Annotated in this window: 24 protein-coding genes, 1 tRNA gene and 1 pseudogene; 5 read left to right on the top strand and 21 right to left on the bottom strand. The window is 40.4% G+C overall.

All coding sequences use genetic code 11. From position 1 onward, the window contains the following. Positions 1–3: 3 nt before the first annotated feature. Positions 4–612 (bottom strand): 5-formyltetrahydrofolate cyclo-ligase, encoded by a 609-nt coding sequence (locus B5D47_RS02275; RefSeq protein WP_078930209.1) that lies wholly within the window; start codon positions 610–612, stop codon positions 4–6. A 47-nt stretch (positions 613–659) separates the two neighbouring features. Between B5D47_RS02275 and B5D47_RS02270 the strand changes: the two genes are divergently transcribed. The 3 genes from B5D47_RS02270 (at position 660) to B5D47_RS02255 (ending at position 2,712) form a co-directional block, all read left to right on the top strand. Next, positions 660–1,145, top strand: a complete 486-nt coding sequence (locus B5D47_RS02270; protein WP_078930208.1) for a DUF456 domain-containing protein — start codon at positions 660–662, stop codon at positions 1,143–1,145. A 95-nt stretch (positions 1,146–1,240) separates the two neighbouring features. After that, positions 1,241–1,313: transfer RNA gene (locus B5D47_RS02265), tRNA-Asn, on the top strand. A 268-nt stretch (positions 1,314–1,581) separates the two neighbouring features. Further along, positions 1,582–2,712: an SLC13 family permease gene (locus B5D47_RS02255; RefSeq protein WP_143592582.1), complete on the top strand. Its 1,131-nt coding sequence runs from the start codon at positions 1,582–1,584 to the stop codon at positions 2,710–2,712. Between the two features lie 19 nt (positions 2,713–2,731). On the opposite strand, the gene B5D47_RS02250 is transcribed toward B5D47_RS02255, so the two are convergent. From B5D47_RS02250 to B5D47_RS02165, 18 genes are all read right to left on the bottom strand, one after another. Then, the gene (locus B5D47_RS02250; RefSeq protein WP_078930205.1) at positions 2,732–3,412 is read right to left on the bottom strand and encodes an energy-coupling factor transporter transmembrane component T family protein; all 681 of its coding nucleotides are present in this window, start codon (positions 3,410–3,412) and stop codon (positions 2,732–2,734) included. Between the two features lie 4 nt (positions 3,413–3,416). Continuing rightward, positions 3,417–4,139, bottom strand: coding sequence for an energy-coupling factor ABC transporter ATP-binding protein (locus tag B5D47_RS02245; RefSeq protein ID WP_078930204.1), 723 nt, complete (start codon positions 4,137–4,139; stop codon positions 3,417–3,419). After that, the gene (locus tag B5D47_RS02240) at positions 4,132–4,731 is read right to left on the bottom strand and encodes a biotin transporter BioY (protein WP_078930203.1); all 600 of its coding nucleotides are present in this window, start codon (positions 4,729–4,731) and stop codon (positions 4,132–4,134) included. The genes B5D47_RS02245 and B5D47_RS02240 overlap by 8 nt, the downstream gene beginning before the upstream one ends. Before the next feature lie 97 nt (positions 4,732–4,828). Beyond that, on the bottom strand, positions 4,829–5,563 hold the full coding sequence (locus B5D47_RS02235) for a zinc metallopeptidase (RefSeq protein ID WP_078930202.1): 735 nt from the start codon (positions 5,561–5,563) through the stop codon (positions 4,829–4,831). A gap of 70 nt (positions 5,564–5,633) precedes the next feature. Beyond that, positions 5,634–6,137, bottom strand: coding sequence for a universal stress protein (locus tag B5D47_RS02230; protein ID WP_078930201.1), 504 nt, complete (start codon positions 6,135–6,137; stop codon positions 5,634–5,636). Then, complete coding sequence (locus B5D47_RS02225) at positions 6,137–6,754, bottom strand: V-type ATP synthase subunit D (protein ID WP_078930200.1); 618 nt, start codon at positions 6,752–6,754, stop codon at positions 6,137–6,139. Before B5D47_RS02225 ends, B5D47_RS02230 begins: the two co-directional genes overlap by 1 nt. Continuing rightward, entirely contained in the window at positions 6,754–8,142 is a 1,389-nt protein-coding gene (locus B5D47_RS02220) for a V-type ATP synthase subunit B (RefSeq protein ID WP_078930440.1), read from the bottom strand. Before B5D47_RS02220 ends, B5D47_RS02225 begins: the two co-directional genes overlap by 1 nt. A gap of 134 nt (positions 8,143–8,276) precedes the next feature. After that, entirely contained in the window at positions 8,277–10,040 is a 1,764-nt protein-coding gene (locus tag B5D47_RS02215) for a V-type ATP synthase subunit A (protein WP_078930199.1), read from the bottom strand. Next, complete coding sequence (locus B5D47_RS02210) at positions 10,037–10,681, bottom strand: hypothetical protein (protein ID WP_078930198.1); 645 nt, start codon at positions 10,679–10,681, stop codon at positions 10,037–10,039. The genes B5D47_RS02215 and B5D47_RS02210 overlap by 4 nt, the downstream gene beginning before the upstream one ends. A gap of 41 nt (positions 10,682–10,722) precedes the next feature. Then, the gene (locus B5D47_RS02205; RefSeq protein WP_078930197.1) at positions 10,723–11,055 is read right to left on the bottom strand and encodes a V-type ATP synthase subunit F; all 333 of its coding nucleotides are present in this window, start codon (positions 11,053–11,055) and stop codon (positions 10,723–10,725) included. Between the two features lie 20 nt (positions 11,056–11,075). Then, positions 11,076–11,432 (bottom strand): ATP synthase subunit C, encoded by a 357-nt coding sequence (locus B5D47_RS02200; protein WP_078930196.1) that lies wholly within the window; start codon positions 11,430–11,432, stop codon positions 11,076–11,078. Positions 11,433–11,492: 60 nt separating this feature from the next. After that, a complete protein-coding gene (locus B5D47_RS02195) occupies positions 11,493–13,466 on the bottom strand; it encodes a V-type ATP synthase subunit I (protein WP_078930195.1) in 1,974 nt (657 codons plus the stop codon). Next, on the bottom strand, positions 13,466–14,446 hold the full coding sequence (locus B5D47_RS02190; RefSeq protein ID WP_078930194.1) for a V0D/AC39 family V-type ATPase subunit: 981 nt from the start codon (positions 14,444–14,446) through the stop codon (positions 13,466–13,468). The genes B5D47_RS02195 and B5D47_RS02190 overlap by 1 nt, the downstream gene beginning before the upstream one ends. A 13-nt stretch (positions 14,447–14,459) precedes the next feature. Beyond that, entirely contained in the window at positions 14,460–14,771 is a 312-nt protein-coding gene (locus B5D47_RS02185; protein ID WP_078930193.1) for a hypothetical protein, read from the bottom strand. Positions 14,772–14,784: 13 nt separating this feature from the next. After that, positions 14,785–15,246, bottom strand: a complete 462-nt coding sequence (locus B5D47_RS02180) for a PTS sugar transporter subunit IIA (RefSeq protein WP_078930192.1) — start codon at positions 15,244–15,246, stop codon at positions 14,785–14,787. Between the two features lie 110 nt (positions 15,247–15,356). Further along, positions 15,357–15,719: a preprotein translocase subunit SecG gene (gene secG, locus B5D47_RS02175; RefSeq protein ID WP_078930191.1), complete on the bottom strand. Its 363-nt coding sequence runs from the start codon at positions 15,717–15,719 to the stop codon at positions 15,357–15,359. Positions 15,720–15,973: 254 nt separating this feature from the next. Further along, positions 15,974–16,720, bottom strand: coding sequence for a triose-phosphate isomerase (gene tpiA, locus B5D47_RS02170; protein ID WP_078930190.1), 747 nt, complete (start codon positions 16,718–16,720; stop codon positions 15,974–15,976). Positions 16,721–16,963: 243 nt separating this feature from the next. Continuing rightward, positions 16,964–18,235, bottom strand: a complete 1,272-nt coding sequence (locus tag B5D47_RS02165) for a phosphoglycerate kinase (RefSeq protein WP_078930189.1) — start codon at positions 18,233–18,235, stop codon at positions 16,964–16,966. A gap of 240 nt (positions 18,236–18,475) precedes the next feature. On the opposite strand from B5D47_RS02165, the gene B5D47_RS02160 reads away from it, so the two are divergent. After that, positions 18,476–19,396 carry a radical SAM/SPASM domain-containing protein gene (locus tag B5D47_RS02160; protein WP_078930188.1) on the top strand — a complete coding sequence of 307 codons (921 nt, stop codon included), beginning with the start codon at positions 18,476–18,478 and terminating at the stop codon, positions 19,394–19,396. A gap of 139 nt (positions 19,397–19,535) precedes the next feature. After that, positions 19,536–21,059, top strand: coding sequence for an OmpP1/FadL family transporter (locus B5D47_RS02155; RefSeq protein ID WP_078930187.1), 1,524 nt, complete (start codon positions 19,536–19,538; stop codon positions 21,057–21,059). Positions 21,060–21,182: 123 nt separating this feature from the next. On the opposite strand, the gene B5D47_RS02150 is transcribed toward B5D47_RS02155, so the two are convergent. Together B5D47_RS02150 and B5D47_RS02145 are read right to left on the bottom strand one after the other, a co-directional pair. Then, on the bottom strand, positions 21,183–22,067 hold the full coding sequence (locus B5D47_RS02150; RefSeq protein WP_159443469.1) for a DUF559 domain-containing protein: 885 nt from the start codon (positions 22,065–22,067) through the stop codon (positions 21,183–21,185). Positions 22,068–22,386: 319 nt separating this feature from the next. After that, a pseudogene (locus tag B5D47_RS02145) lies at positions 22,387–22,950 on the bottom strand (cytidylate kinase-like family protein); the annotation flags it as partial. Positions 22,951–23,123 lie beyond the last annotated feature (173 nt).

Raw genomic sequence — 23,123 nt, 5'->3', positions numbered from 1 at the left:
ATTTTAAGGCGTAAAAATTCTGTCCAAAAAAAAGTCAGTCTTTTCGACAGGAATATTTTCGACAATTTGCTCGCAATAAGCAAAACCTGCTGTAAAAAGCGAGCAGCCGCTTTTTAAAAGCCGGGGAATATAAAGGTCGTAAAAACCTTTTCCCTTTCCAAGCCTTGCTCCGTCTTTAGAAAAAGCAAGTCCGGGAACAACCATAAAAATTTTTTTGCCTTTTAGGGAAGAATCCGTCAAAACTTTTTTTAAGGTCAGTTTTGGCTCTAAAATTCCAAATGCTCCGCTTTCGAGCTGATTTTGAATAGAAAGTTCCGGTTCCAAAAAATAAAAATCCATCAAATTTGAATCAGGAACAACGCGCGGAACACAAACTGTTTTTTTCATTTTCCAGGCAAATTCGACAAGAAACATAGGATCAATTTCAAATCCATAGGGAATATAAGAAAAAACCAGATCCGAATTTTTAAATTCCTCAGATAAAATTATTTTTTGCGCGGCGGAATTTCCGGCAGTCTGAATGTTTTTTACGTCAGAATATTTTTCTTTTAAGAGCTTCCGCATTTTTGAACGCAAAAGTTTTTTTTCTTCGTAAACATTTTTACAGTCCATAACTTTCCTCAATTGTTTTCAGACTGATTATATCATAAAATAAAACTATGGATTTAGATATTTTACTTTCAATTCTTGCCGGAATTTTTCTTTTGACAGGACTTGCCGGCTGCGTAGTTCCAATTTTGCCCGGAGTTCCTCTTGCATGGGCAGGACTTTTTACAGCGCATTTTTGCACGCTTTCTAACGTTTCTGCGACTGTCCTTACGATTACGGGAATTATTGCCCTGATTGTAACGATTGCCGACTCGGTTTTGCAGCCATTTCTTACAAAAAAATTCGGCGGAAGCAAAAAAGCTGTTCTTGGAGCGACAATCGGTCTTTTTCTTGCAATGTTTTTAGGACCGTTTTTTATAATTCTTGCACCGTTTGCAGGAGCATTTATCGGCGAACTGATTGAAAATCCAGAAGACGCCTCACGCGCCTTAAAAGCCGCAACCGGCTCGTTTATAGGATTTTTGCTCGGAACAGGAATTAAAATGCTTTGCGTAATAAGTTTTATCTGGATTTTTGTCTGGACGCTTATTAAATAACTTTTTGCAAAAAAAATTAAAAAAATTGCATTTTATATATTGACACATTTTTATAATTTTTATATTATAAATTCACATTCAAGCGAATGAGGTTTGGTTCCTTAGCTCAGTCGGTAGAGCAACGGACTGTTAATCCGTGTGTCGCTGGTTCAAGCCCAGCAGGAGCCGTTAAAAACTCAGTACTTTGTACTGAGTTTTTTTTATTTTAAATTCATTGGATGTTTTTTTAGAAAAATTTCGGGAAACAAAAAAACTTACGCCGGATGCGTAGACCGAAGCTGGCGTTTAGCCAGTGAGCGAAAAGCGAAGCCGGAGCAGCCGGTTTTTGGGACATTTTTTTTCCAAACAAAAAAATGTTTTTTCTAAGAAAGATGCCGTCCAAAAAAATCAGGGTTTTAACTTGTCTAAGATTATTGTTTTTTTTAAAAAGGAACTGATGCTTTCAGTTGCGCTTATTGCCGCGCTTGCCGCGCTTTTTATAACTCCGCCTTCTTCCGCTCTTTTTTTTGAGATTGACTGGAAGACGCTTGCGACGCTTTTTATGCTTTTGTCGGTTCTGGAAGGTTTTAAGCAGGAAAATATTTTTAATCCTCTTTTACGCAAAACCGGAAGAATTTCCAAGCTCAAAAACCTGACATGTTTTTTTGTTTACGGCGTTTTTTTTTCATCGATGTTTGTAACAAACGATGTTTCGCTCATAATTTTTGTTCCGCTGACGATTATAATGTTCAGAGCCTGCGGAAAAGAAAAATATATTTTGAGCGTTCTTGCTTTTGAAAACATTGCGGCGGTCCGTGGCTCGCTTTTGACGCCTTTTGGAAGTCCGCAAAATCTTTTTTTGTTTAGCCAGAGCGGAATTTCTGCTGGACAATTTTTAAAAATAATGAGTCCGCTTTGTATTTTCAGTTTTTTTCTGCTTTACGGATTTATAAGTTTTTTGTACAGGAAAAACAGCACCGAAGAGATTTGTCTGAACAAAAATGATTTTAAAATGTTTAATGCTTCTGATGGCGAAAAATTTTGGAATAAAAAGAGAATTCTGTATATTTTTCTTTTTGTCCTAATTGTTTTTACAATCGTGAGCAGGACAGTTTTTTGGCCTTTTGTGACTATTTTTGTTGCTGCCACACTTTTGATTTTTGACCGGAAGATTCTGCTAAAAACCGATTATGTTCTTCTGCTTACTTTTTTGTGTTTTTTTATTTTTTCGTCTTCGATTTGCAAGAATCCGGCGATTGCGGACTTTTTGAAGAAGGTTGTGGCTGGACACGAATATGTCTGCTCTATTTTGCTGAGCCAGATTATTTCAAACGTTCCGGCAGCAATCGTTCTCTGGCCTTTTACTGACAAAAACGGCCTTTGCGCGCTTTTGTACGGTTTAGACAGCGCAGGTCTTTGCTCACTAATCGGAAGTCTGGCTTCTGTCATAAATTTACGGATTTATGTCAAGGAATTTCCGGGAAAATCGTTTGACTTTATAAAAACTTTTACCTGGATTAGCCTTGCATTTTTTGCAATTGTCGTTTTGCCGCAACTGTTTTTGCTTAAAATAAATTTTGGAGCTTGATCCGATAAATTATAAAAGATTATCCGCGGATTAAAATTGCCTTTGCCGTGTCCATTGAGTATTTTAATCCGAGGCTAAAAAGAACCGGAAAAAGCGCCAGATACATTTTTAAGCTTACTTTTCCGCCGCGTGCAAACCATGCCCTTTTTAACTGAGCCCACATTTTAAAAACTGCTGGAATAAAATTTATGAACATAGAAACAACTGTGGCAAATTTCGATTCTTTTTTGCAGGGAAGAAACTTTCGGATAAAAAGTTCAATTTTTTCGATTCCCTCGCGAAGCTCAAGAGAAGTTGAGGTCTTGAACATAAGAGAAGCGCTCTGATTGCAGGCAAAGAATTTGACAACGGTAGAAAATGTCTTTTCGTTGTGAATGCAATTTTTTATCGCCTGAACAAAACTTTTTATAATTCCATATCCGGCATAATTCAAGTATGTGTCGGAAAGAATATTTATAAGATATAAAAAAATTCCGTACCACAAGACAGGAGTCAAGTCGGCAACCTGCTCCTTTACGGAAAAATGAAGGCAGAAAAAAAGCAGGATTTGGGCAAATACAAAAAAAACAGCGAATTTCCAGCTGGACGAAAAAATCGCAATGTTAAAAAGAGGAATAAAAAGTATTTTTATCCAGGAAGGCAGTTTGTGGAAAAAACTTTTTCCAGCCTTGTAGCTAAACGCGTAACAATTCTGATTCATTTTTTTACAGCCAGACCAAATCTTCCACTTTTGAATAAGCGTTGAGCGGATTGCGTATATTCCACTGCTCAAGATTTTGCAAAAGCCCTTCTTGCGCAGTTCCGTCAAAAACTTTATCGCCTCGGAACAAAACCACAAATTTGTCTGCCAAGCCAAGACATTTTTCAAGCTCGTGCGTCAAAATAATCACCGTTTTTTTCTGCCCGTGAAGGCGTTTTACAAGAGCATTTACCTGCTTTACGCCACCATAATCAAGGTTTGCATAAGGCTCGTCAAAAATAATAACGGGAAGCTCCATTGCAAGCATGCAGGCAACAGCAAGCCGGCGTTTTTCTCCGCCAGACAAAAATCTTGCAGGATAGTCTGCTTTTTTTGCAAGGCCGACCTGCTCAAGAGAATTTTCCACAGCTTGTTCAACCTGGATTTTTGATTTTTTTTGATTTTTTGGACCAAAAGAGATGTCTTCGCGCGGAGTCTCGCCTAAAATTTGAGTGTCCGCTTCCTGAAAAACAAGTCCAGCCTTTGCAAATGAATGAATTTTTCCAGAAGTCGGTTTTTCAAGTCCGGCGATAATGTTCATAAGGACACTTTTTCCTGAACCGTTTTCTCCGCCAATCACCGTAACCGAACCTTCATCAATCTGAAAAGAAACATTGTTCAAGGCGGTTTTATTGCCCTCAGAAGTCGCGTAAATTTTCGTGATTCCGTCGATTGCGATTTTATTCATTTTCTACTGGCTCATAAAGATACATTGCAACAACCGGACGAAATTTTAACGAAATTAAGATTACAACAACCGCTTTAACAAAATCAACCGCCAAAAATGGAGCAAAAAATGCAGCAACAAAAAGTTTTACAGCACCCAAGACTCCAAGTTCCGCGCTTTTAAAACCTATTACATAAAAAACTTCAGGAAGATAAAGAACAAGCATGCCGACCAAAACCGCAAGAGTAAGGCGGATTATGCTTTTTACGGTGATGTGCTTTTCTGTAACAGATGGACGGCCAGAAATCATACCTGCTACAAGCGCTCCGATAACCCAGCCAATCCGAAAACCACCGTTAATATTCATCAAAACCTGAAAACCGCCCTGACCGCCAGAAAAAACAGGCAGGCCGATGACGCCGACAGCAAAAAAAAGCGCGGTCGGAGCAGCGCCCCAAATTCCACCCAAAAGAACGGCTGTCATAACGCAAAGCGCATTTTGAATTACAATGCCGCTTGCAATTCCTGGAATCGGGATTCTAAAAAAACTTGAAGCGCAGATAATCGCTGCAAAAAAAGCAACAATTGCAGAACGGAGGATAGATTTATTCATTTTTGATTGTAAACCTCTTTATTTAAAAATATAGTTTACAGTTTACAAAAAATCAGCGGATTGTCAACTTAAAGAAAAACACTTGTAAAGAAAAACTCTAACGGCGACGGCGTTTTTGTGTCAAAAGCAAAAGCCTTACAAAGTTTCCAATTGCGCCAAGCGCGCTTGCAACATACGTCATTGCCGCCGCCCACAAAACTTCGCGTGCGCCAGAAAGCTCTTCTTTGTCTGTAAAAACTCCAGCGCCTTTTAAAATTTTCAGAGCTCTCCACGAAGCATTAAATTCAACAGGAAGAGTAACAATATAAAAAAGAGTTGCGCAGGCAAAAAGCAAAAGTCCGATATTCGTAATCATTTGGAAAAAAGGCAGATAAGATTCAACCTGAGCAGAATAGCCGAAGCCAAGACCGGCAACTGCAAGAACCGGGCCAAGTGTCGAACCCAAATTTGCAACAGGAACAAGCAATCGCCTGAAAGCAAGCGGAAAATAACCTGTATTATGCTGAATTGCGTGTCCGGTCTCGTGAGCAGCAACTCCAACGGCAGCAACCGACGCACTTGAATAAGTCGCCTCGCTCAAGCTCAAAACTTTATCTGTCGGATTGTAATTATCGGTAAGAGAACCGTTTATGCGGGCAATCTTTACGTCTGTAATTCCATTTGCCTTAAGCAAAATTGCCGCCGCCTGAGCTCCGGTTATGCCTTTTTTTGTCAAAATTTTGTCGTATTTTGAAAAACGGCTTTTTACGGCAGATTGCGCCCAAAGTCCCAAAAGCAGAGCCGGAACAGCAAAAACAAGGTATGTTAAATCCAATCCACCGTAATAAAACATAAATTCTCCAGTTCAAATACAAATTGCATTTTCGCAAAAAGCCCGGCAAATACAGCCGGATTAAATTTTATCAGCCGATTTTAAAAAGTTTTTCAATATCTTTCTGGCGGACAACAAGAACATTGCATCTTGCGCTGCCAATAATGTCCATATTTGTTGAACTTGCCCTGTCGCGCGCAACTTCGCTCGAAAGTGAAGAAGCCGAATGTTCTTTTCCGCCAAGCAAAATAAGGTCGGCGCCAAAATCGTCCGCAACATGCAGAATTTCTGACCACGGACTTCCCTTTCTAAGTTCAGTTTCGACTTTTACGCCCTTAATCTTTGCAAAAGTAACAACCTGCTCAAGATATTTTATTCCGTCATTGAGAAGATTTTCTTCGTACTTTTGACTTTCTGTTTTAAGGAAGAATTTGCTCATGCTCAGGAATTTGAGAGCCGCAGTATCAACGACATAAACTGCCTTAAGCGAGCATTTATACTGCTTTGCAAGAAGAATCGCATACATAGCCGCATGAAGCGACTGTTCTGAACCGTTAATAGCAACTACAATTTTTTGAAATAAAGGTTTTATCATTATGACTTCCTGTTTTTCAAAGATTTTAAAACGAAAGTATTTTCACGCTCGCGCTCTTCAAGAACACTTTCGATATAAACCTTTGTATCCCTCGTCTGAGGAATAACCATCTTGTCCAAGGCATTTACACGCCGCTGAGTTTTCTTTACTTCGCCTGCAAGCCGCCATGCAACCGTGCGAATGCTCGCCATATTTGTAAGCAACTTTAACAAGTTAAAGAATTCTACCATAACTTTATCGCTGTCTGCAAATGATTCCATAAAAGAATAGAATAATTGCTGCTTAGGAAGTTCGACTTCAATCGAATTAAAGTTCATTCCACCGGCAGTAATTGTCTTGTTCTTCATTTTAAAATCATACTTTACAGCGTGGGCAATCCGCTCTACACGATCACCACCTACTGTCTTAAGCATATTCTTTAATGCAGGATAAGCCTTTGCATACTCTTTGTCCATTTCTGATTCAAGAAGCTTTACGCGTTCAACCATGTGCATAAGCTCCATTACCAGAATTTCGCGCTTTTGCTCGAGCAGTTCATAACCGTTTTGAGCGGAAGCAAGCTGCTCTTTTATTGCGAGAAGATTAGATTTTGTCGGCGCAACATTTAACTTTGCCATTAGTTCTGCTCTTCATCTTTTGGAAGATATTTTTCAATAAATTCCGGTTTAATTCTATAAAGTTCGTTCTGTGGAAGCAATTTTAAAAGTTTCCAGCCCAAATCAAGAGTCTCCTCAATAGAGCGGTTTTCGTATTCGCCCTGAGAGAAGAACTGGCTTTCAATCGCATCTCCAAACGCCAGATACTGCTTGTCAACGCTGCTCAATTCCTCTTCGCCAATAATCGCCGCAAGAGAACGGATTGATTTTACTTTTGAATAAGAAGCAAACAACTGGCTCGAAACACTTGAATGGTCTTCCCGTGTCATTCCGTCGCCAATACCGTCTTTCATAAGGCGGCTCAAACTTGGCAGCGCGCTGACTGGCGGATAAACACCGCTCTGGCTCAGTTCACGGCTCAAAACAATCTGTCCTTCAGTAATGTATCCGGTCAAATCAGGAATTGGATGCGAAATGTCATCGTTCGGCATAGTCAAAATCGGAATCTGGGTAATAGAACCGTTTGAACCCTTTACTTTTCCGGCACGTTCATAAAGCTCCGCAAGGTCAGAATAAAGATAGCCAGGATAACCTTTTCTTCCAGGAACTTCACCACGAGTTGTAGAAATTTCGCGCAAAGCTTCGCAGTAGTTCGTCATATCAGTCATTACGACAAGAACATGCATTCCCTTTTTAAACGCCAGATATTCGGCAGCGGTAAGAGCACATCGCGGAGTAATAATACGTTCAATCGAAGGAGCGTCTGCCAAAGACTGGAACATAACAACCTTGGAAAGAACACCGCTTTCTTCAAATGAATTGATAAAGAACTGCGCCTGGTCGTATTTTATTCCCATTCCCGCAAAAACCATTACAAACTGCTCGTCAGAATTGCGGATTTTTGCCTGACGAATAATCTGAGCCGCAAGCCTGTTATGCGGAAGTCCGTTTCCAGAAAAAATCGGAAGTTTCTGACCGCGGATCAAAGTGTTCATGCCGTCAATCGAAGAAATTCCCGTCTGAATAAAATCCCTCGGATAAACGCGGGCAAACGGATTCATCGGCATTCCATTTACATCAACTTTTTCAGAAGAAACAATCGGCGGAAGTCCGTCAATCGGCTCTCCAAGACCGTTAAAAATACGTCCCAAAAGACCCTCGCCAACACGAAGTTCCATTGGTTCGTCCAAAAATTCAACCGAAGTTTCGTTCAAATCCAAACCAGTCGTCGTTCCGAAAATCTGTACAATCGCAGTATCTTCGTTCAAATCAATTATACGGCCAGTTTTTTTATCGCCATTGCGGTCACGAATATAAACGATTTCGTTATAAAAAATATTTTCGCTGCGTTTTACAACAACAATCGGACCGTCAACCGAATTCAGACCTTTATATTCTACGCCTTTCATTTTTTCTCCAATTTTAAAAGCAAACAAAGTTTTTAAATTTTGAGGGGGAGAAGTCTCTCCCCTAGGTTCGCACTTCGTTGCTCACACACCCCACTCTGCGGGGAACTTCCCCGCAACGCCCCTGGAAGTCGTCCTTAAACTTTTGAGTACATCCGTTCAAGTCCGCCCATCTGCTCTTCAAAACGGCTTTCCGTTTCTTTTATCATTTCGAGCTTATCGTTTGGAACAGTTGTCTTTAGGCGGACAATTTCTTCCTTAACCGGAAGAGAGTTCACCTTAGACAGCGGAGCACCGGCTTTTATTACGGCAGCACCACGGTTATAAAATTCCATCATCAAAAGCAAAATCTGGATCTGCTTTTCAGGAACAGAATAAACATCAATCGCGTCAAAAGCATTCTGCTGCAAAAATCCGTTTTTAATCATGTCCGCGACAATAAGAACAATGCGCTCATAGTCAGGCAGGGCGTCAGGTCCGATCAAACGGACAATGGACTGAAGTTTTTGCTCTTTTTTAAGAAGTTCAAGCGCTTCAAGCCTAACCTTTGCCCAGCGAGGATCAAGATTATCCCACCATTCTTTTACTTCGTCAGCATATTCAGAATAAGAATCAATCCAGCCAATCGCAGGATAATGCCGGGAATTTGCAAGTTCCCTGTCCAAAGCCCAGAAACAGCGGATAAAACGCTTTGTGTGCTGTGTTACAGGCTCAGAAAAGTCCCCTCCTGGAGGCGAAACTGCGCCGATTACAGAAACAGAACCTTCCTGTCCGCAAAGCGCGTCTACACGGCCAGCCCGTTCATAAAACGAAGCAAGGCGGCTCGGAAGATAAGCAGGAAAACCTTCTTCAGCAGGCATTTCTTCCATACGGCCGGAAAGTTCACGCAAGGCTTCTGCCCAGCGCGAAGTTGAATCCGCCATGATTGCAACATGCATGCCCATGTCGCGGTAATATTCGGCAAGAGTAATTCCCGCATAAAGAGAAACTTCCCGGGCAGCAACCGGCATATTTGAAGTATTTGCAATAAGAATTGTTCTTTCCATAAGCGAGCGGCCGGTTCTAGGGTCGATCAAGCTAGGAAATTCTGTAAGAACGTCGGTCATCTCGTTTCCGCGCTCTCCACAACCGATATAAACGATTAAGTCCGCATCGCACCATTTTGCGATTGCATGCTGCGTCATTGTTTTTCCTGTGCCAAATCCACCAGGAATTGCGGCCGTTCCACCTTTTGAAAGCGGAAAGAAAACATCAATTACGCGCTGACCTGTAACCAAAGGCTGGCTTACAGTCAATTTTTTTGCAAAAGGACGAGGGGTTCTCAAAGACCAGTAATGGCTCAAACGGATTTCTTCATCAAGTTCAGTTTTAGCAATAACATCGTCGACAGTGTAATCTCCGCTTCCCTTAAAAGAAACAAGAACACGTCCGCGAATCTGCGGCGGAACCATAATTTTATGCAAAATCGACTGAGTTTCCTGCACAGTTCCAAGCACAAAACCAGGTTTTATCGGAGTTCCTTCTTTTACACCTTCGCAGGCATCAAAATGCCAGACCTTAGTTGCGTCAATCGGCTCGCTTCTCTGTCCCGGAACCAAAAATGCTCCGGATTCTTTGTACATAGTTTCGAGAGGACGCTGAATTCCATCATAAATCGTTCCGACAAGTCCAGGACCAAGTTTTAAGGAAAGAGGTCTTTCGTTAGAAACAACATCTTCTCCAATCTTCATTCCAGTATCGTCTTCGTAAACCTGGATTGTGGCAATGCCTTTATTCTGACGAATGATTTCGCCGATTATTTTCTTTTCGCCGACATCAACAACATCATAAAGACCGCAACCTTCAAGACCTTCAGCATAAACAATCGGTCCTGAAATTCTAGTTATTTTTCCTTTTATCATTCCGGGAGCCTTCCTCCGAACAGTGTTGATGAGAGTTCGTATGAATATTTATCTTTTAATTCGCGCACAAGCTCATCCATTGTAAGACGAACAATCACGGAATTTTTTTCATCGCTTTTAAGAATCATTCCTTCGTGGATTTCGTTTCCTTTTACAGCTTCTTCTCCACTTTTTTCAAATTGAATTGATTCATAACCTGTAATATTTTTTGCAAACGCTTTTTCTACAACTTTTCTGGCATCTGCTTCTTCGAGGCCGCCAAAATAACTGACAGCAATTTTTTTATTTTCTAACGCAAATTTACACTTTTCAAGTTTATTTTCGAGCAAAGACAGGCGTTTTTCTTTTCCAATTGAATTAAAATATTCGTTCATAGCCTTGCAAACCTGCTCATCGTAGAAAGCAACAAGGAACCGTTCTTTTTCGAGAGGAATATAGGCATCCGCATTTTTTTCCAAAAGAGAAAGTTTATTTTTATATACGGCTGATTTTTCCTCAACAGCTTTTTTTACGCGTTCATCAACGCCTTCAATAATTGACTTTGCCTCACTCTCTGCCTTAGCGACAATTTTAGCCGCTTTTTTTCGAGCATCGGCTTCAATTTCTTTGTCGAGTATTTCAGTTGATCTAAGTTCTTCCATTTTTTAATTCCCGTAAAATCAGGCTTTGCCTGAGTCAAAATCTACACAGAAATACCAACTGCTTCGCGAATCGAATCCGTAAGGGATTTTTTTCCCTGCAGATGTCCGTTCAGCGGAGGAATTTCAACAATAAGCGGAAACCGAGCACTTTTCTGCCAGGCAAGCACTTCCTGTTCAAGCATGGCAGAAACATCCTCTGACAAAATCAAGACTTTCGGTCGCTCATCAACAGGCAAAGCATTCTCGCCGCCATGACCGGTTACACGGTTAAATGCATCAAGAGCTTCTTTTCTGTTAAGGGCAACTGCACCGTCAACTCCGACGAGTTTAAAAGCCAGAACAAGTTCCCGCTGAGCAATCGTAAAGTATTCCATAATTTTCGTTTACTAAAAACCTAGAGAATGATAATTAAAAGTGCAACAAGGAATCCCCAAAGACAGATACCTTCTGCAAGACCAACAAAAGGAAGAGCTTTTCCTGAAAGTTCAGCATTTTCGCTCATAGCGCCCATTGCCGCAGCACCGATTTTTCCTACTGCCATACCGCCGGCAATACATGCAAGTGCAACTGCAAAAGCCGCAGCTACATATTTTATAGCACTAGAATTGCTGTCAGCCTTAGCTTCTACAGTTGAAGCCTGGGCTTCTGCAACAGTCTGTGTAGTAGCAGGAGTTTCTGATTCCTGAGCAAACAAGCCAGCTACTGTAAAACAAAGCAAAGCAGCTGCCAACGCAATAATTTTTTTGTTCATATTTTTACCTCACAAAAAATTTATTTAATTATCAGGGTTTTTAAATTCACTTCAAAACCCCTATTTATATGTAAACGCAAAAGGAACAAATTCCTTTCCCGTTTCATTGAAAAATTTTGAGAAGAATTCATAATACTGAAGACGAATAACCTGAATTGCAACAATCATTCCTTCAAGAACAACAACAATTCCGTTTCCAATAATCAATATCAAAATCTGTGCAAAACCTGCCGGAGCAATACTGCACATTTTTTCTATGATGAATCCCAAAACAGCGTGCGCAAGAGCAAAAGCGCCGACACGAACAAAGCTAATTGAATTAGAAAGATAAGAAGAAACAACTTCTATCAATTCAACCGCGCCACCGATTATTACACCGCCCATTCCGCCTTCAACAGCCGGCTTTTCTCCGTCAAAAAATCTTTCAAACGGCTCGCCAAAGGCTGCAAAGAAAAGAGTAACGGCAATAAAAACCCAGTCAAAAGTCGTAGGAGTATGATGCGCAAATCCAATTCTCAAAGCAAAGATTACGACATACCAGAACCAAAGCGCTCCTGCAATTCCAGTTTTTCCAAAAATCGCGCTTCCGTATTTTTTGCATGAAAACTTGTTGATAATGTTTATTAAAAGACCGATTGAGTTTATTACAAAACCAACTGCCATTGTAAAACCGAAAATTCCAAAAATGATTCCGATTGCATTTGCCGATTCCCAGAATTTCATTTCAAGAATCGGATAGCGGCTTTCTCCAAAAAGTCCGGTAATAAACAGAGAAACAGGTTTCATTATTCCTTCGGTCGCAAAAAATTCACCTGTTAAAATTCCCATAATCATGCTTGAACAGCCGATTGCCATAAAAATCGGAGCAAATTTATTCCATCCGCCGATTTTTAGAACCTTTGCAGACATTAAAATTCCGGCGAGCAAGAAAACAAAGCCCTGTCCGGCATCGCCAAACATAATTCCAAAAAGCAAGGTAAAGAACAACGCAACAAACGGTGTAGGATCAATTGTTCCATAAGCCGGAGAGCCGTAACTAAAAATCATTCTTTCAAAAGAACTAATCAGTTTTCCGTGATGCAATTTTACTGGAACTTTTTCTTCCCCAGCCTGAACAGCAGGAACTTCGTTCGGTTCAAAAAGGCGAATTGCGATTCTTCCTTCAGAAAGCCTGTCGAGTTCTGTCATCATAGAATGGCAGTCTGCTTCAGGAATCCAGCCTGTAAGACGATAAACCAAATCAGTTGACTCAAGGCTGTTTTCCAAAAGTTTAATCTGAGCGGCAATCGAGAACTGGCACAAAAATTTTTTAAGAAAATCTGCATGGGTTTTTGCAATATTGTGCTTTTCTTCTTCGATATTCTCAAAAACCTTAGTTTTTTCTTTTACCTGCTGCTGCAAGCTTTTTAAAACGGCATCTGGAACACCTTTAAAGTCGCTAGGAATTTCCATATTCACAAAACCGTGCTTGCGCAGTTCGCTGTCAAGAGAAAAACGCCCCTTTTTAGAAGTTGCCGCAAGAATTTTTGACTTATCAGAACCAAGAGGAACAATTACAGCCCTTTGTCCAACATCAAAAACCAGCTCGTCAAAAATAGCAGGATCTATTTTTCCAATGCGGAGCGACAAAAAAGAAAGATGATCCAATTCGCTGTAAGGAACTTTTAAATTTGAAAAAGAAAGAGCTTCCTTATAGGCATCTTGAACGCGCTTAAGCTCATCGTCAGCATCTCGCTCTTTTTTCTGCAAAACGTCCACAGTATAAAGGAATTTCTGGCACAACACTCTGTCGTATTCAGAAGGGCGTGTCGAAGCCTGCAAATCTTCTGTTGTAACGTCCGGCAAATTCAAAAATGAACGCACATTTTTTAGTTTTGAAAGAATGTCTTCGTCAGGGTTTGAAATAGAATGATTTAGTTCAAGTTTCTGCTGAAATTGAAAATTTCCTTTTTTACCAAGAAATTCAACAACCTCATCAATGTCTTCTTTTAGAACCATCAATTCAACAAGACGCATTTTTGCAGTTTTTGCCATTATTCGCCTCCAAGCCTTAACTCTTCCGTCATATGACGGATATTATTCAATTCATCCTGCTTTATCCTAAAAAAGCAGACAAGCGACAAAGAAGTAAGCGGATATTTGTGAAAAGCCGTAGAATACTTTTTTACGAGGCCTGTGCGGAAAGAATTTTCCAGCCAACGCGGGTCAACTTCCCAAAAAACACCTTCCTCGTGCGGATTTAGCATCTTGCTGTATTTCCAGGTTTTCCATTCATCAAAATTAGAAATATCCTTGCTTAAAATTTTCAATGCTTCGCCAGCAAAAACATCGGTTTCGGCTGATTTTGGATTTTCAAAAAAGAGCTTTTGACAGATGCTTTCGTTGTCCATTTTGTAATAAATTTTTAAGCGGAGCGCCCAGACAATGTTCCGGATTTTTATTTCTTCGGCAACGAGAGATTTTATTTGAGTTCTTACAGACTGTTCAGAAGCGCAGGCGTCCTTCCAAAGACTGTGCAGATACTGAAAATCGAGTTTTGTATCTAAAACCTGCTGTTCGGAAATATCAGGAACCTTGTTATACCAGGAAAGTTCGCCATTTTCGGTAATTTTTGCAAGATTCGGCCAGTTTTTGTAATTTAAGAGAGAATACTTTCCCAAATCGATTACTTCGGGACACTTTGTTTCCTGCATGCACAATGCACCGGCAAGCATTTTTAAATTGCTGTAATCATAAAGCCGAAGCAAGGTTAAAAGAATTTTTTGAGGATGAGCATAACACTCGACAAGCTGGCAATACTGTTCTACAAAAGTAAAAACTGATTTTTCTTCAATTTTTTTGGCAAGCAAATTTTCAGGAATTGAAGGAACTTCGGTTTTAAAAAGAAGGCTATAAAGTTCTGTCAGAGATTTTGCAGAATACAGTTTGTCCGCATTTTTTCCAGAATAAGAATTGGCCAGTATTCCGGATACTTTTGCATAAACATAAGCATCTGCAGCAGATTTATCCATCATACCGCGCCGCCACCTATTTTTGCAAAACCAAATTATTCATAAGATTGCTAAAAGCAGTCTTATCCTGAACTGACAGATAAATATTCTCTTTGTAAGAGTTTATTTCAGAAACGATTTTTTCATTTATTTTTGCAGACTCGTCTTTGAAAGATTTTTCAAGTTCTGCAGATTGAATATTAAATTTTGAAAGATAATCCTGTTCCGCTTTCGCTTTCGCAGAATTCAGGATTTCTGACGCTTTATTCTGAGCATCAACTGTAAAAGAAGAAGCGATATTTTCAACTTCAAGAAGGTGCTCAATTACGTTTGACTCGTTTTCTTCCATGGTTTCAGCCTCCTCAGACTGCCTCTTCCGTCTGCACAATTAAGTTGTAGGCTTCAGACTGCGACTGACATGAAACAAGTTTATCTACAAATCCGTTTTTTTGAATAAGAAGTGCTAATGATTTTAAAATTTGAATATGCTTTTCGGTCTGTCCATTTCCTGCAAGAAGCATAAAAACAACATGAACAGGTGAACCGTCGAGCGAATCGTAGTCGATTCCGTTTTTGCTGATACCGATAGCACCGATCGTACCATTTATAGAAGGAGCAAAAGCATGAGGAACAGCAACAGAATGCATAATTCCAGTGCTCATCTGAGCTTCACGTTCTTCGAGCGCAGAAAGAACTTCTGCCCTGTCAAAATCAGGATGCAATGAATGAATGGCTTCCACCATCTCTTCAAACAACTCGTCTTTTTCTGTACTCTCCAGACCAATAATGATGCTTTCCTTTGTAAAAACATTCTCAAGAACCATTACTATCCCCTTGGTTTTCTGAATTATTTGAATACCGGAAAACCGATTTTTTTAAATACTGTTTTTAAGGCAGATTTCAACTTAGAAAAATCAAAATCCGCCTTTTAATTTTATTCTGCAGAAGCGGCTTCTTTCCACCAGTCAGAAGAGTCTGTTGCAGTCTTTTCTACTTCTGGAGCAACTTCTTCAGTAGAAACCTTTCCTTCTGCCTGAGCAGCCTTTAAGAGTTCTGAATCAGAAGAAAGTTTTTTAGAAGGAAGAACTTTTGCGAGAGCCAAAGTTACAACAAAGAAAAGAATTGCAAGAACAACTGTAGTCTTTGTAAGAATTGAAGCAGAATGTGAACCAAATGCAGCTGAGTTTCCGCCGCTCAAAAGTCCGCCCATTCCGCTGCTATTTTCGTCCTGTACGAGAACCAAAAGAACCAAAAGAGCACAGATAATTACAAATGCTACCAACAAAACAACTTTCATTTATTTCTCCAAAATGCTGGCAGATAATTCCCAGCCACTTTTTAATTGCAGATTGCATTTTATCGAAATATAAACAAACTGTCAATTTATTGCTATAGAGTATAGAAGAAAAAAGACTTTTTATTACTGGGCAAGGGATAGTAGCACCGCGAAGCGTCCGGCATTTGCCGGATGGAGCGCGAAGACGCGGAAGTGCGGATAGCCCGGTTTTTGCCAAAGGCAAAAATGCCTCCGGCTTATAAAACTAAAAAAAATTAACCGTTACAGATTGGAATAAAAGTTTCTGCCTTTAGCGAGGCTCCGCCGATTAAACCGCCGTCAACGTCGCTTTGAGCAAGAAGTTCCTTGTAGTTTTTTACATTCATTGAGCCGCCATACTGGATTATGATATTGTCGGCCGCTTCCTGATCGTACATTTTTGCAATTACTTTTCTTGCATAAGAATGGATTTGCTGAGCGTCTTCGGGAGTTGCGGTTTTTCCGGTTCCAATCGCCCAGACAGGTTCGTAAGCAATGGTCACGTGCGAAAGCTGCTCCTTTGAAACTCCCATTAGAGCTGAATTTAACTGGCGTTCGCACACTTTTTCCGCACGGCCTACCTCGCGCTGAGCCAAAAGCTCTCCAATACAGATTATTACGTCAAGACCGGCAGCGAGCGCTCTTGTAACCTTCATGTTTATAAGTTCGTCGCACTCGCCAAATTCGTAACGGCGTTCTGAATGTCCTAAAATTACAACCTGGACACCAAGATCCTTGAGCATTGCGACAGAAATCTCTCCAGTATGGGCGCCATTGTCAGTTGCGGCGCAGTTTTGTGCTCCAAGAAGAATATTTGTTCCTTTTACAAGCTGAGAAACAAGGTCAAGATAAACAAACGGAGGCGCAATCATAACTTTGTTCTTGCAGTTCTTTAACTGGGCCACAAGCTCTTTTACGAGGGCGACTGTTCCTTCGCGATCCATGTTCATTTTCCAGTTTCCAGCTACATAAGTTGTACGCATTTTTAATTCTCCCATAAAAAGCAGTATCGTCTTGAATTTTTATTTTATTGCTTATTTTGATATATGTCAAAATAATAGGTTTTTGTGTTTTTAAATCGAATATTTGAATATGTCTGAACGAAAATTTGAAAAAGAAAGCCGTGATTTATCTGTTTATTTTGAATAAAAAAAAGAGCCGCGCCATCAAAAAGTAGACGACACGGTTCTTTTTAAGATTATTTTAAAAATCTATTTTGCGGCCAGTTATTTTGTTGCCAAAATAGCGATTCCTGGAAGAGTTTTGCCTTCGAGGAATTCGAGAGAAGCTCCGCCACCTGTAGAAACATGGCTCATTTTGTCTGCAAGATGGAATTTGTTTACAGCGGCAACTGAATCTCCGCCGCCAACAACTGTCATTGCGCCGCGGCCTGTTGCTTCTGCGACGAGGTTTGCAACAGCAGCAGTTCCCTTTGCAAACGCGTCAAATTCAAATACTCCAACAGGTCCGTTCCATACGACAGATTTTGCTGTTGAAAGAACTTCTTTGTAAAGTTCGAGAGTTTTTGGACCAACATCCATTGCCATAAGATTATCAGGAATATCAACACCGTCAACTGCAACAGGAGTTGCATTGGCATCGAATTTATCTGCTGCGACGTGGTCAACAGGAAGAACAATTTTTACGCCTTTTTCTGCTGCGTCAGCAAGAAGTTTTTTAGCTGTATCGATAAAATCATCTTCAACCAAAGAAATTCCAACCTTGTGTCCCTGAGCTTTCAGGAATGTGTAAGCCATGCCACCGCCGATAATCAAGGCAGATGCATTTTTTAAGAGGCTTTCCAAAACAGCGATTTTTGAAGAAACCTTTGCTCCGCCAATAATTGCAACCTGTGGTTTTGGAGGATTTTCTACCATTGGCTGAATGTATTTTACTTCTTTTTCCATAAGGAAACCGCCAACCGGCTGTTCTTTCATAAATTTTGCGATTGTTGCAGTAGAAGCCTGATCGCGGTGAGCAGTTCCAAAAGCATCGTTTACAAAGATGTCGCCGTAAGTAGCGAGCTCTTTTGCCATTGATTCACGTTCTGCAGCGTCTTTTGAAGTTTCTTCTTTGTGGAAGCGGACATTTTCGAGCATTGCAACAGCACCTTCAGGAAGAGCGTCGATTGCAGATTTCTGTCCGAGAGCGTCTGGCAAGAAAGTTACCGGCTTTCCGAGTTTTGAAGCAAAATATTCAACAACCGGCTTCATGCGGTTTTTGCCGTTAATGAATTTTTCAGAATCAGCTTCTGTCCATGTTTTTCCGGCTTTTTCTGCCTTTTCCTGAGCCTTTTTTACATCTTTTTTAGGATCGCCCAAGTGGCTCATCAAAACAAGAGAGCGTGGATTCTGCTCAAGAATATATTTTATAGTAGGAAGAGCCGCCATAATGCGGGTATCATCCTGAACAACACCGTCTTTCATAGGAACGTTAAAATCAACACGCATGATGATGCGTTTGCCTTTCAAGTCAACATCTTTTACAGTCTTAATCATTTATTTCTCCTTAATAAAACCCCGCGTTAGCGGCGAGCCACGGATGGCGAGAATCACAGTTTGTGAAAGCAACGCTTGAGCAAACTGTAATGATAAAAATTACAGGGATGTAATTTTTATCATGCCTCCTTTTTAACGAATAGAAATATCGTTCTAAATATAATAAGTTTAGGCTGAAAATTCAACAATTTTATATTTTTCGCATTTTTTTTCTATTTTTATGATATACTTTCTTCCATTATGAATATAAAAAATACAGCTTCTATTTATGGTTTTGAACCTGCCGAAATTATTTTTGCTTCTACAACGCTCTGCAATCTGCACTGTGAGCACTGCTTTGTAAACCGGACAACAGTTTCGCTTTCGGCAAAAGATGCTGTTCAATTTTTGGCATCGTGCCGTGCTTTTAATGACTGTCAGATTGATAAAGTTGGTTTTTCCGGCGGAGAGCCGTTTTTGGCAGTTTATTTTTTGTGCGAAGTTATAAGTTTTGCCCGAAAAAACGACTTCATGTTCGACCAGATTATGACGAACGGCGTATGGTGGAAAACCGAAGATGAATTATTCACCACCCTAAAAAAAATTCAGGATTGCGGCTACGACGGAAAAATCGGAATCAGCTACGACAACTTTCATGGACAGGATTACGAAAAAGTCCGCCATTTTTGTTCCACGGTGAATGAAATTTTCGGAGAAGAAAACATAAATATTCAGGCGGTGGCAGATCCTCTTTTAAATGACGAAAAAACAAAAAAACTTGAAGAAGAACTCAACGCCTTGAGCGAGGATTTTGCCGCAGATATTTTTATCTTGCCGCAGACATTCAAAGGTAACGACGAGCGTGGCTGGCAGAGCAAAAAATGGTTTAAGGAAGATTTTTGTCAGGGACCTGGACAGATTCTTTTTGTGCATCCGACCGGCGACATTGCTCCATGCTGCGGTTTTGCAAACGAGGACAGCGCGCTCTTTATAGGAAAAATTACGGACACTTTTGAAAAAATAATGCAAAACGCACGCAACAGTCCAATGATAAAAAACTGCTACGAAAAAGGACTTTTAAAATGCGCCAAAGAAATTGCAAAAACAGGCAAAAAAATGCCGGGAAATGGCCGCACTGACGACATCTGCACTTTCTGCGACTGGCTTTGCAACAATTTATAGCTTTGCACTAGACATCAAAATAAAAAGAGAATAAACTAACGCTTTGTATGACAAAATGACACTTTTTATCATTGTGTCATTCAGTATTTACAGATTCTTTTTTTTCACCAAAAAAAGGTGTTTTACAGGAGAACAAACAATGAAAAAACTCATTGCCTCTACAATTTTTGCAGCAATTTCTGCAAGCTTTATCTTTGCCAGCGGAGTTGAAAACAAGACAAACCTGAGCACAGGCTATTTAAGAAACCCAAGCCGCAACACAGAAAACGAACGCCCGGAAGCAGCTTTTTACAACATTGCAGGAACTGCTTTTTTGAAGGAAGGACTTTGGATTGGCGGCGGAAACCAGTTTGTTTTTAAGGAATATTCAAACAAGCTCGACACAAACAATTCTTACTCTGCTCTTGGAATTAAAGATTACGAAGCTACAGACGACACAAACGTTTATCTCTATCCAGATTTGAACGCAGTATACAAAAAAGGCAGATGGTCAATTTTCTCGAACTTTGGAGTTTACGCAGGCGGCGGCTCTCTTTCTTACGAAAACGGCACAAGCGCAACAACACTCATGTTCTTGAATGGCGCAAACAATTATAAAGCCTCTGCACTTACTGACAAGGAAATTGCAACTACAGCAGGAACAGCGGCCGCATTAAGCGCAAAGGTTGCTGAACAGTATGCTGACGCTGCAAAACAGTATGCCGCAGCAGGCTTGACAGAGGAAGCTACAAAAGCCGCCGCTGCTGCAGAAGACTTTGCTTCAAAAGCCACTGAATTTAAAACACAGTCTGATAAATACGCAGCAACAGCAACAAAAAGCGGAGAAATTGCATCAGCCTCTCTCGCTATGGCAAAAGACCACTCGCTCGATGTAACTTCGATTACTTACGGACTTCAGCTCGGAGCAGCTTACCTCGTTACTGACTGGCTCTCACTTTCTGCAGCCTACCGCTACACGATTGGAACTCAGGACATGACTCTTAAATGCAACGACTCAACTTTCAAGGATATCAACAAAAGCAACAAAATTTCTTATGATGCTGTTGGATACGGCCAGAGCATGGTTTTTGGAATCCACGCAAAGCCACCAGTTGTTCCAAAACTCGACCTTTCTCTTCAGTACCAGACTTTGAGCCGTATTGAATACAATGTTGACAACGTAAAAGGCGACATTGCACAGTATTATGATATTACAAACGATAAAAACTTCCGCACTGACCTTCCGGCAGTATTGAACCTCGGAGCCGGCTACCACGTTCTTGACAACCTGTATGTAAGCACAAGCTTTAACTACTACTTTAACGACTTTGCTCATCAGGATTCTATCTTGAGCGAGACAGACTACGGCAACTCATGGGAAGTTGCCCTCGGTGTTGACTACCGCTTCTGCAAGTACGTGGGAGCCTCAATCGGAGCAAGCTACGGAAACCAGGGAACAACAGACACTTCAAACTCTTCATTTAACCCAGTGCTCGACAACGTTGTAATTGGTGGCGGATTTGAAATCTATCCGACAGACAAACTTACAGTTTCTCTTTCTTGTCTGTACGCAAACTACTTTGACACAGACTATTACCTCGGTTCAAAATCAGACAGCACAAAAACTGTCTTGAGCAAAGACGTAATCAACGCAGGAATCGGCATTACTTACCACTTTAACTAAGCGCGCGAAAACGCGAACAAAAAACGCTCCGTTTCTTTATGAAGCGGAGCGTTTTTTTGAAATTATGCGCGGACAGCAAGCGTTAAAATGACAATTACTGGCATTTTCAATGCAGATTTTTTGCTAAAGACATTTTCTGCAAATCGGATGCTTATAATCAATAAAGTCCATTTCTTTTCCGCATTTGTGACAGTATTTTTCTTTTGATTTGTCAAAAATTGTCCACTTTTTCCAGCAGGAAAGGCAGAACGGTCTGTCGCAGTCGTAAGCGATTTTCACGCCGCATCTGATGCAAGTTCCTTCGTCTATTTCGGTCTGCTCGTCTGGCCTTTTTTCGGCATCATCAAAATCATTCTTCTCTAAAATTCCCATTGTCTTTTTTATACTTGCGACAACTTTTTGAATGTCATTCTTGATTTCTGATGTTGTGAATCTTAAAACCTCGTATCCAAGATTCTGAAGTTCACGGTCAATGCTTCTATCGCGCACCGCTTGATACTCAGTTCGCTCATGATAAGTGTGTCCGTCAGTATAAACGCAGATTTTCTTGTTTTCAGTCTCGATATAAAAGTCTGGAATTGTCAGAATTTTTTCCGGGAGTACAGGCTCCGGGAAATGCGAAATTTCGCCGTCCTTGTTCAGTCTTAACTGCAATTCCACCTGAATATCGCTTTTTACAAGAGCTTTGAGCAAATCACGCTCCAAAGGACTTTCGCAGACATTACAGCAACGGTAGCACTCTTCCATTTTTAGCGTACAGTCTTTGCAGTCGCGGTCCTTGTCGATTTTTTCTTTTATCTCTTTTGCTTCTTCCACCGTGCATCCGAATTTTTCGATTATCGGAGTGTAGCCCAAAGCCTGCGTAATATCTTTCAAAAGAAATTTCATCTCAGACTCGGTTAAAATTTTTGCAACTGAAACATCGTTTGAAAGCTGCAAAGACAACTTGTAGCCGTCAATTTTTGAAGGTTCATTTTTGTTTGATTCAACATCGATTTTTACTTTCATATTTTTTGTCCTTTTTATTTTATCGGCAATTATAAGGATAACGTTTCGAAAAATCGCGCGCAGACAGAGAACAAAATAAAATGACGTTTTTTGAAATTGCGGCATTACCTACCACTTTAACTAAGTTTTAACTTGCGCCGGATGCGCCGGGCTTTAGTTGGTGTTTAAGAACGGATTGATTTTTATCAATCTGTTCTTAAACGGCAATGAGGGCTACCGAACCCAGAGCAGCCGGTTTTTAAGCCGATGTTTTTTTTAACAGCAAAAAACAAACTTTTAAAATAAAATGACGCCCGCAAAAATCAAAAAAGTATTTGTTTTATTCGGAAAAGAGCAGTTTTGCCGCGTCTGTTATAATTTTTACCGCTCCTTCCACGCCAAATTTTTCGACATCAATCATTAAATTTCTTCCGTGACGGTCGCCCCGGTTTTTGCCAGTTATGTATTTGTAATATCTGTGGCGTTTTCTGTCGATTTTGGCAATCATTTTTTGCGCCTGTTTTTGTGTTAAGCCGTATGCCTGAGAAATATGAGTTACGCGATAAGAAAGCGGCGCATAAACAAAAATGCTCAAGGTTGAATTTAAATCTTGCAAAAAATAGTCAGAACAGCGTCCAAGCATGACGCAGTTTTCTGAGCCCGCAATTTTTCGAATCACGCCGGCCTGTGCTTCAACCGCTTTTGGAGAATAAAACATTCCTGAAATTCCATATCCAAACTCTGTCTGAAAATTGTCCGTTATGCCGGGATGTTCTTTTGGAGCGAAAAATGTTAGTTTTTCTACTCCGCCCTCTTTTGCCGCAAGAGTTACAAGTTCCTTGTCATAAAATTTTACACCAAGAGCGGCCGCTGTCTGGCGTCCGATTTCGCGGGCATTGCAGCCGAATTCGCGGCCATTGTAATTGTAAAGTGTTTCATTTGTTTGCCTCCAGAAAAAAAAAAGACGCCGGACTAAAAAGCCTGGCGTCTTTGCAAAGTTTGTTTTCTATCTGACAAAGAAAATATAAAAGAATTTTGTTTTTCCGTCAACAAAATTGAAAAATCGCAAAATTGATT

Origin of the sequence: Treponema berlinense, assembly GCF_900167025.1 — a bacterium.
In the GTDB taxonomy this organism is placed as follows: domain Bacteria; phylum Spirochaetota; class Spirochaetia; order Treponematales; family Treponemataceae; genus Treponema_D; species Treponema_D berlinense.
Note: the sequence above shows the minus strand (reverse complement) of the source record. Positions and strands in the feature narration are given on the sequence as shown.

Coding starts and splice junctions, on each gene's coding strand:
- B5D47_RS02230 (WP_078930201.1), bottom strand. CDS start 6,137: ATGATAAAACCTTTATTTCAAAAAATTGTAGTTGCTATTAACGGTTCA.
- B5D47_RS02245 (WP_078930204.1), bottom strand. CDS start 4,139: ATGAATAAAATCGCAATCGACGGAATCACGAAAATTTACGCGACTTCT.
- B5D47_RS02225 (WP_078930200.1), bottom strand. CDS start 6,754: ATGGCAAAGTTAAATGTTGCGCCGACAAAATCTAATCTTCTCGCAATA.
- B5D47_RS02190 (WP_078930194.1), bottom strand. CDS start 14,446: ATGATGGATAAATCTGCTGCAGATGCTTATGTTTATGCAAAAGTATCC.
- B5D47_RS02200 (WP_078930196.1), bottom strand. CDS start 11,432: ATGAACAAAAAAATTATTGCGTTGGCAGCTGCTTTGCTTTGTTTTACA.
- B5D47_RS02275 (WP_078930209.1), bottom strand. CDS start 612: ATGGACTGTAAAAATGTTTACGAAGAAAAAAAACTTTTGCGTTCAAAA.
- B5D47_RS02195 (WP_078930195.1), bottom strand. CDS start 13,466: ATGGCAAAAACTGCAAAAATGCGTCTTGTTGAATTGATGGTTCTAAAA.
- B5D47_RS02180 (WP_078930192.1), bottom strand. CDS start 15,246: ATGGTTCTTGAGAATGTTTTTACAAAGGAAAGCATCATTATTGGTCTG.
- tpiA (WP_078930190.1), bottom strand. CDS start 16,720: ATGCGTACAACTTATGTAGCTGGAAACTGGAAAATGAACATGGATCGC.
- B5D47_RS02155 (WP_078930187.1), top strand. CDS start 19,536: ATGAAAAAACTCATTGCCTCTACAATTTTTGCAGCAATTTCTGCAAGC.
- B5D47_RS02210 (WP_078930198.1), bottom strand. CDS start 10,681: ATGGAAGAACTTAGATCAACTGAAATACTCGACAAAGAAATTGAAGCC.
- B5D47_RS02255 (WP_143592582.1), top strand. CDS start 1,582: ATGCTTTCAGTTGCGCTTATTGCCGCGCTTGCCGCGCTTTTTATAACT.
- B5D47_RS02250 (WP_078930205.1), bottom strand. CDS start 3,412: ATGAATCAGAATTGTTACGCGTTTAGCTACAAGGCTGGAAAAAGTTTT.
- B5D47_RS02150 (WP_159443469.1), bottom strand. CDS start 22,067: ATGAAAGTAAAAATCGATGTTGAATCAAACAAAAATGAACCTTCAAAA.
- B5D47_RS02215 (WP_078930199.1), bottom strand. CDS start 10,040: ATGATAAAAGGAAAAATAACTAGAATTTCAGGACCGATTGTTTATGCT.
- B5D47_RS02165 (WP_078930189.1), bottom strand. CDS start 18,235: ATGATTAAGACTGTAAAAGATGTTGACTTGAAAGGCAAACGCATCATC.
- B5D47_RS02270 (WP_078930208.1), top strand. CDS start 660: ATGGATTTAGATATTTTACTTTCAATTCTTGCCGGAATTTTTCTTTTG.
- B5D47_RS02205 (WP_078930197.1), bottom strand. CDS start 11,055: ATGGAATACTTTACGATTGCTCAGCGGGAACTTGTTCTGGCTTTTAAA.
- B5D47_RS02240 (WP_078930203.1), bottom strand. CDS start 4,731: ATGAATAAATCTATCCTCCGTTCTGCAATTGTTGCTTTTTTTGCAGCG.
- secG (WP_078930191.1), bottom strand. CDS start 15,719: ATGAAAGTTGTTTTGTTGGTAGCATTTGTAATTATCTGTGCTCTTTTG.
- B5D47_RS02185 (WP_078930193.1), bottom strand. CDS start 14,771: ATGGAAGAAAACGAGTCAAACGTAATTGAGCACCTTCTTGAAGTTGAA.
- B5D47_RS02220 (WP_078930440.1), bottom strand. CDS start 8,142: ATGAAAGGCGTAGAATATAAAGGTCTGAATTCGGTTGACGGTCCGATT.
- B5D47_RS02235 (WP_078930202.1), bottom strand. CDS start 5,563: ATGTTTTATTACGGTGGATTGGATTTAACATACCTTGTTTTTGCTGTT.
- B5D47_RS02160 (WP_078930188.1), top strand. CDS start 18,476: ATGAATATAAAAAATACAGCTTCTATTTATGGTTTTGAACCTGCCGAA.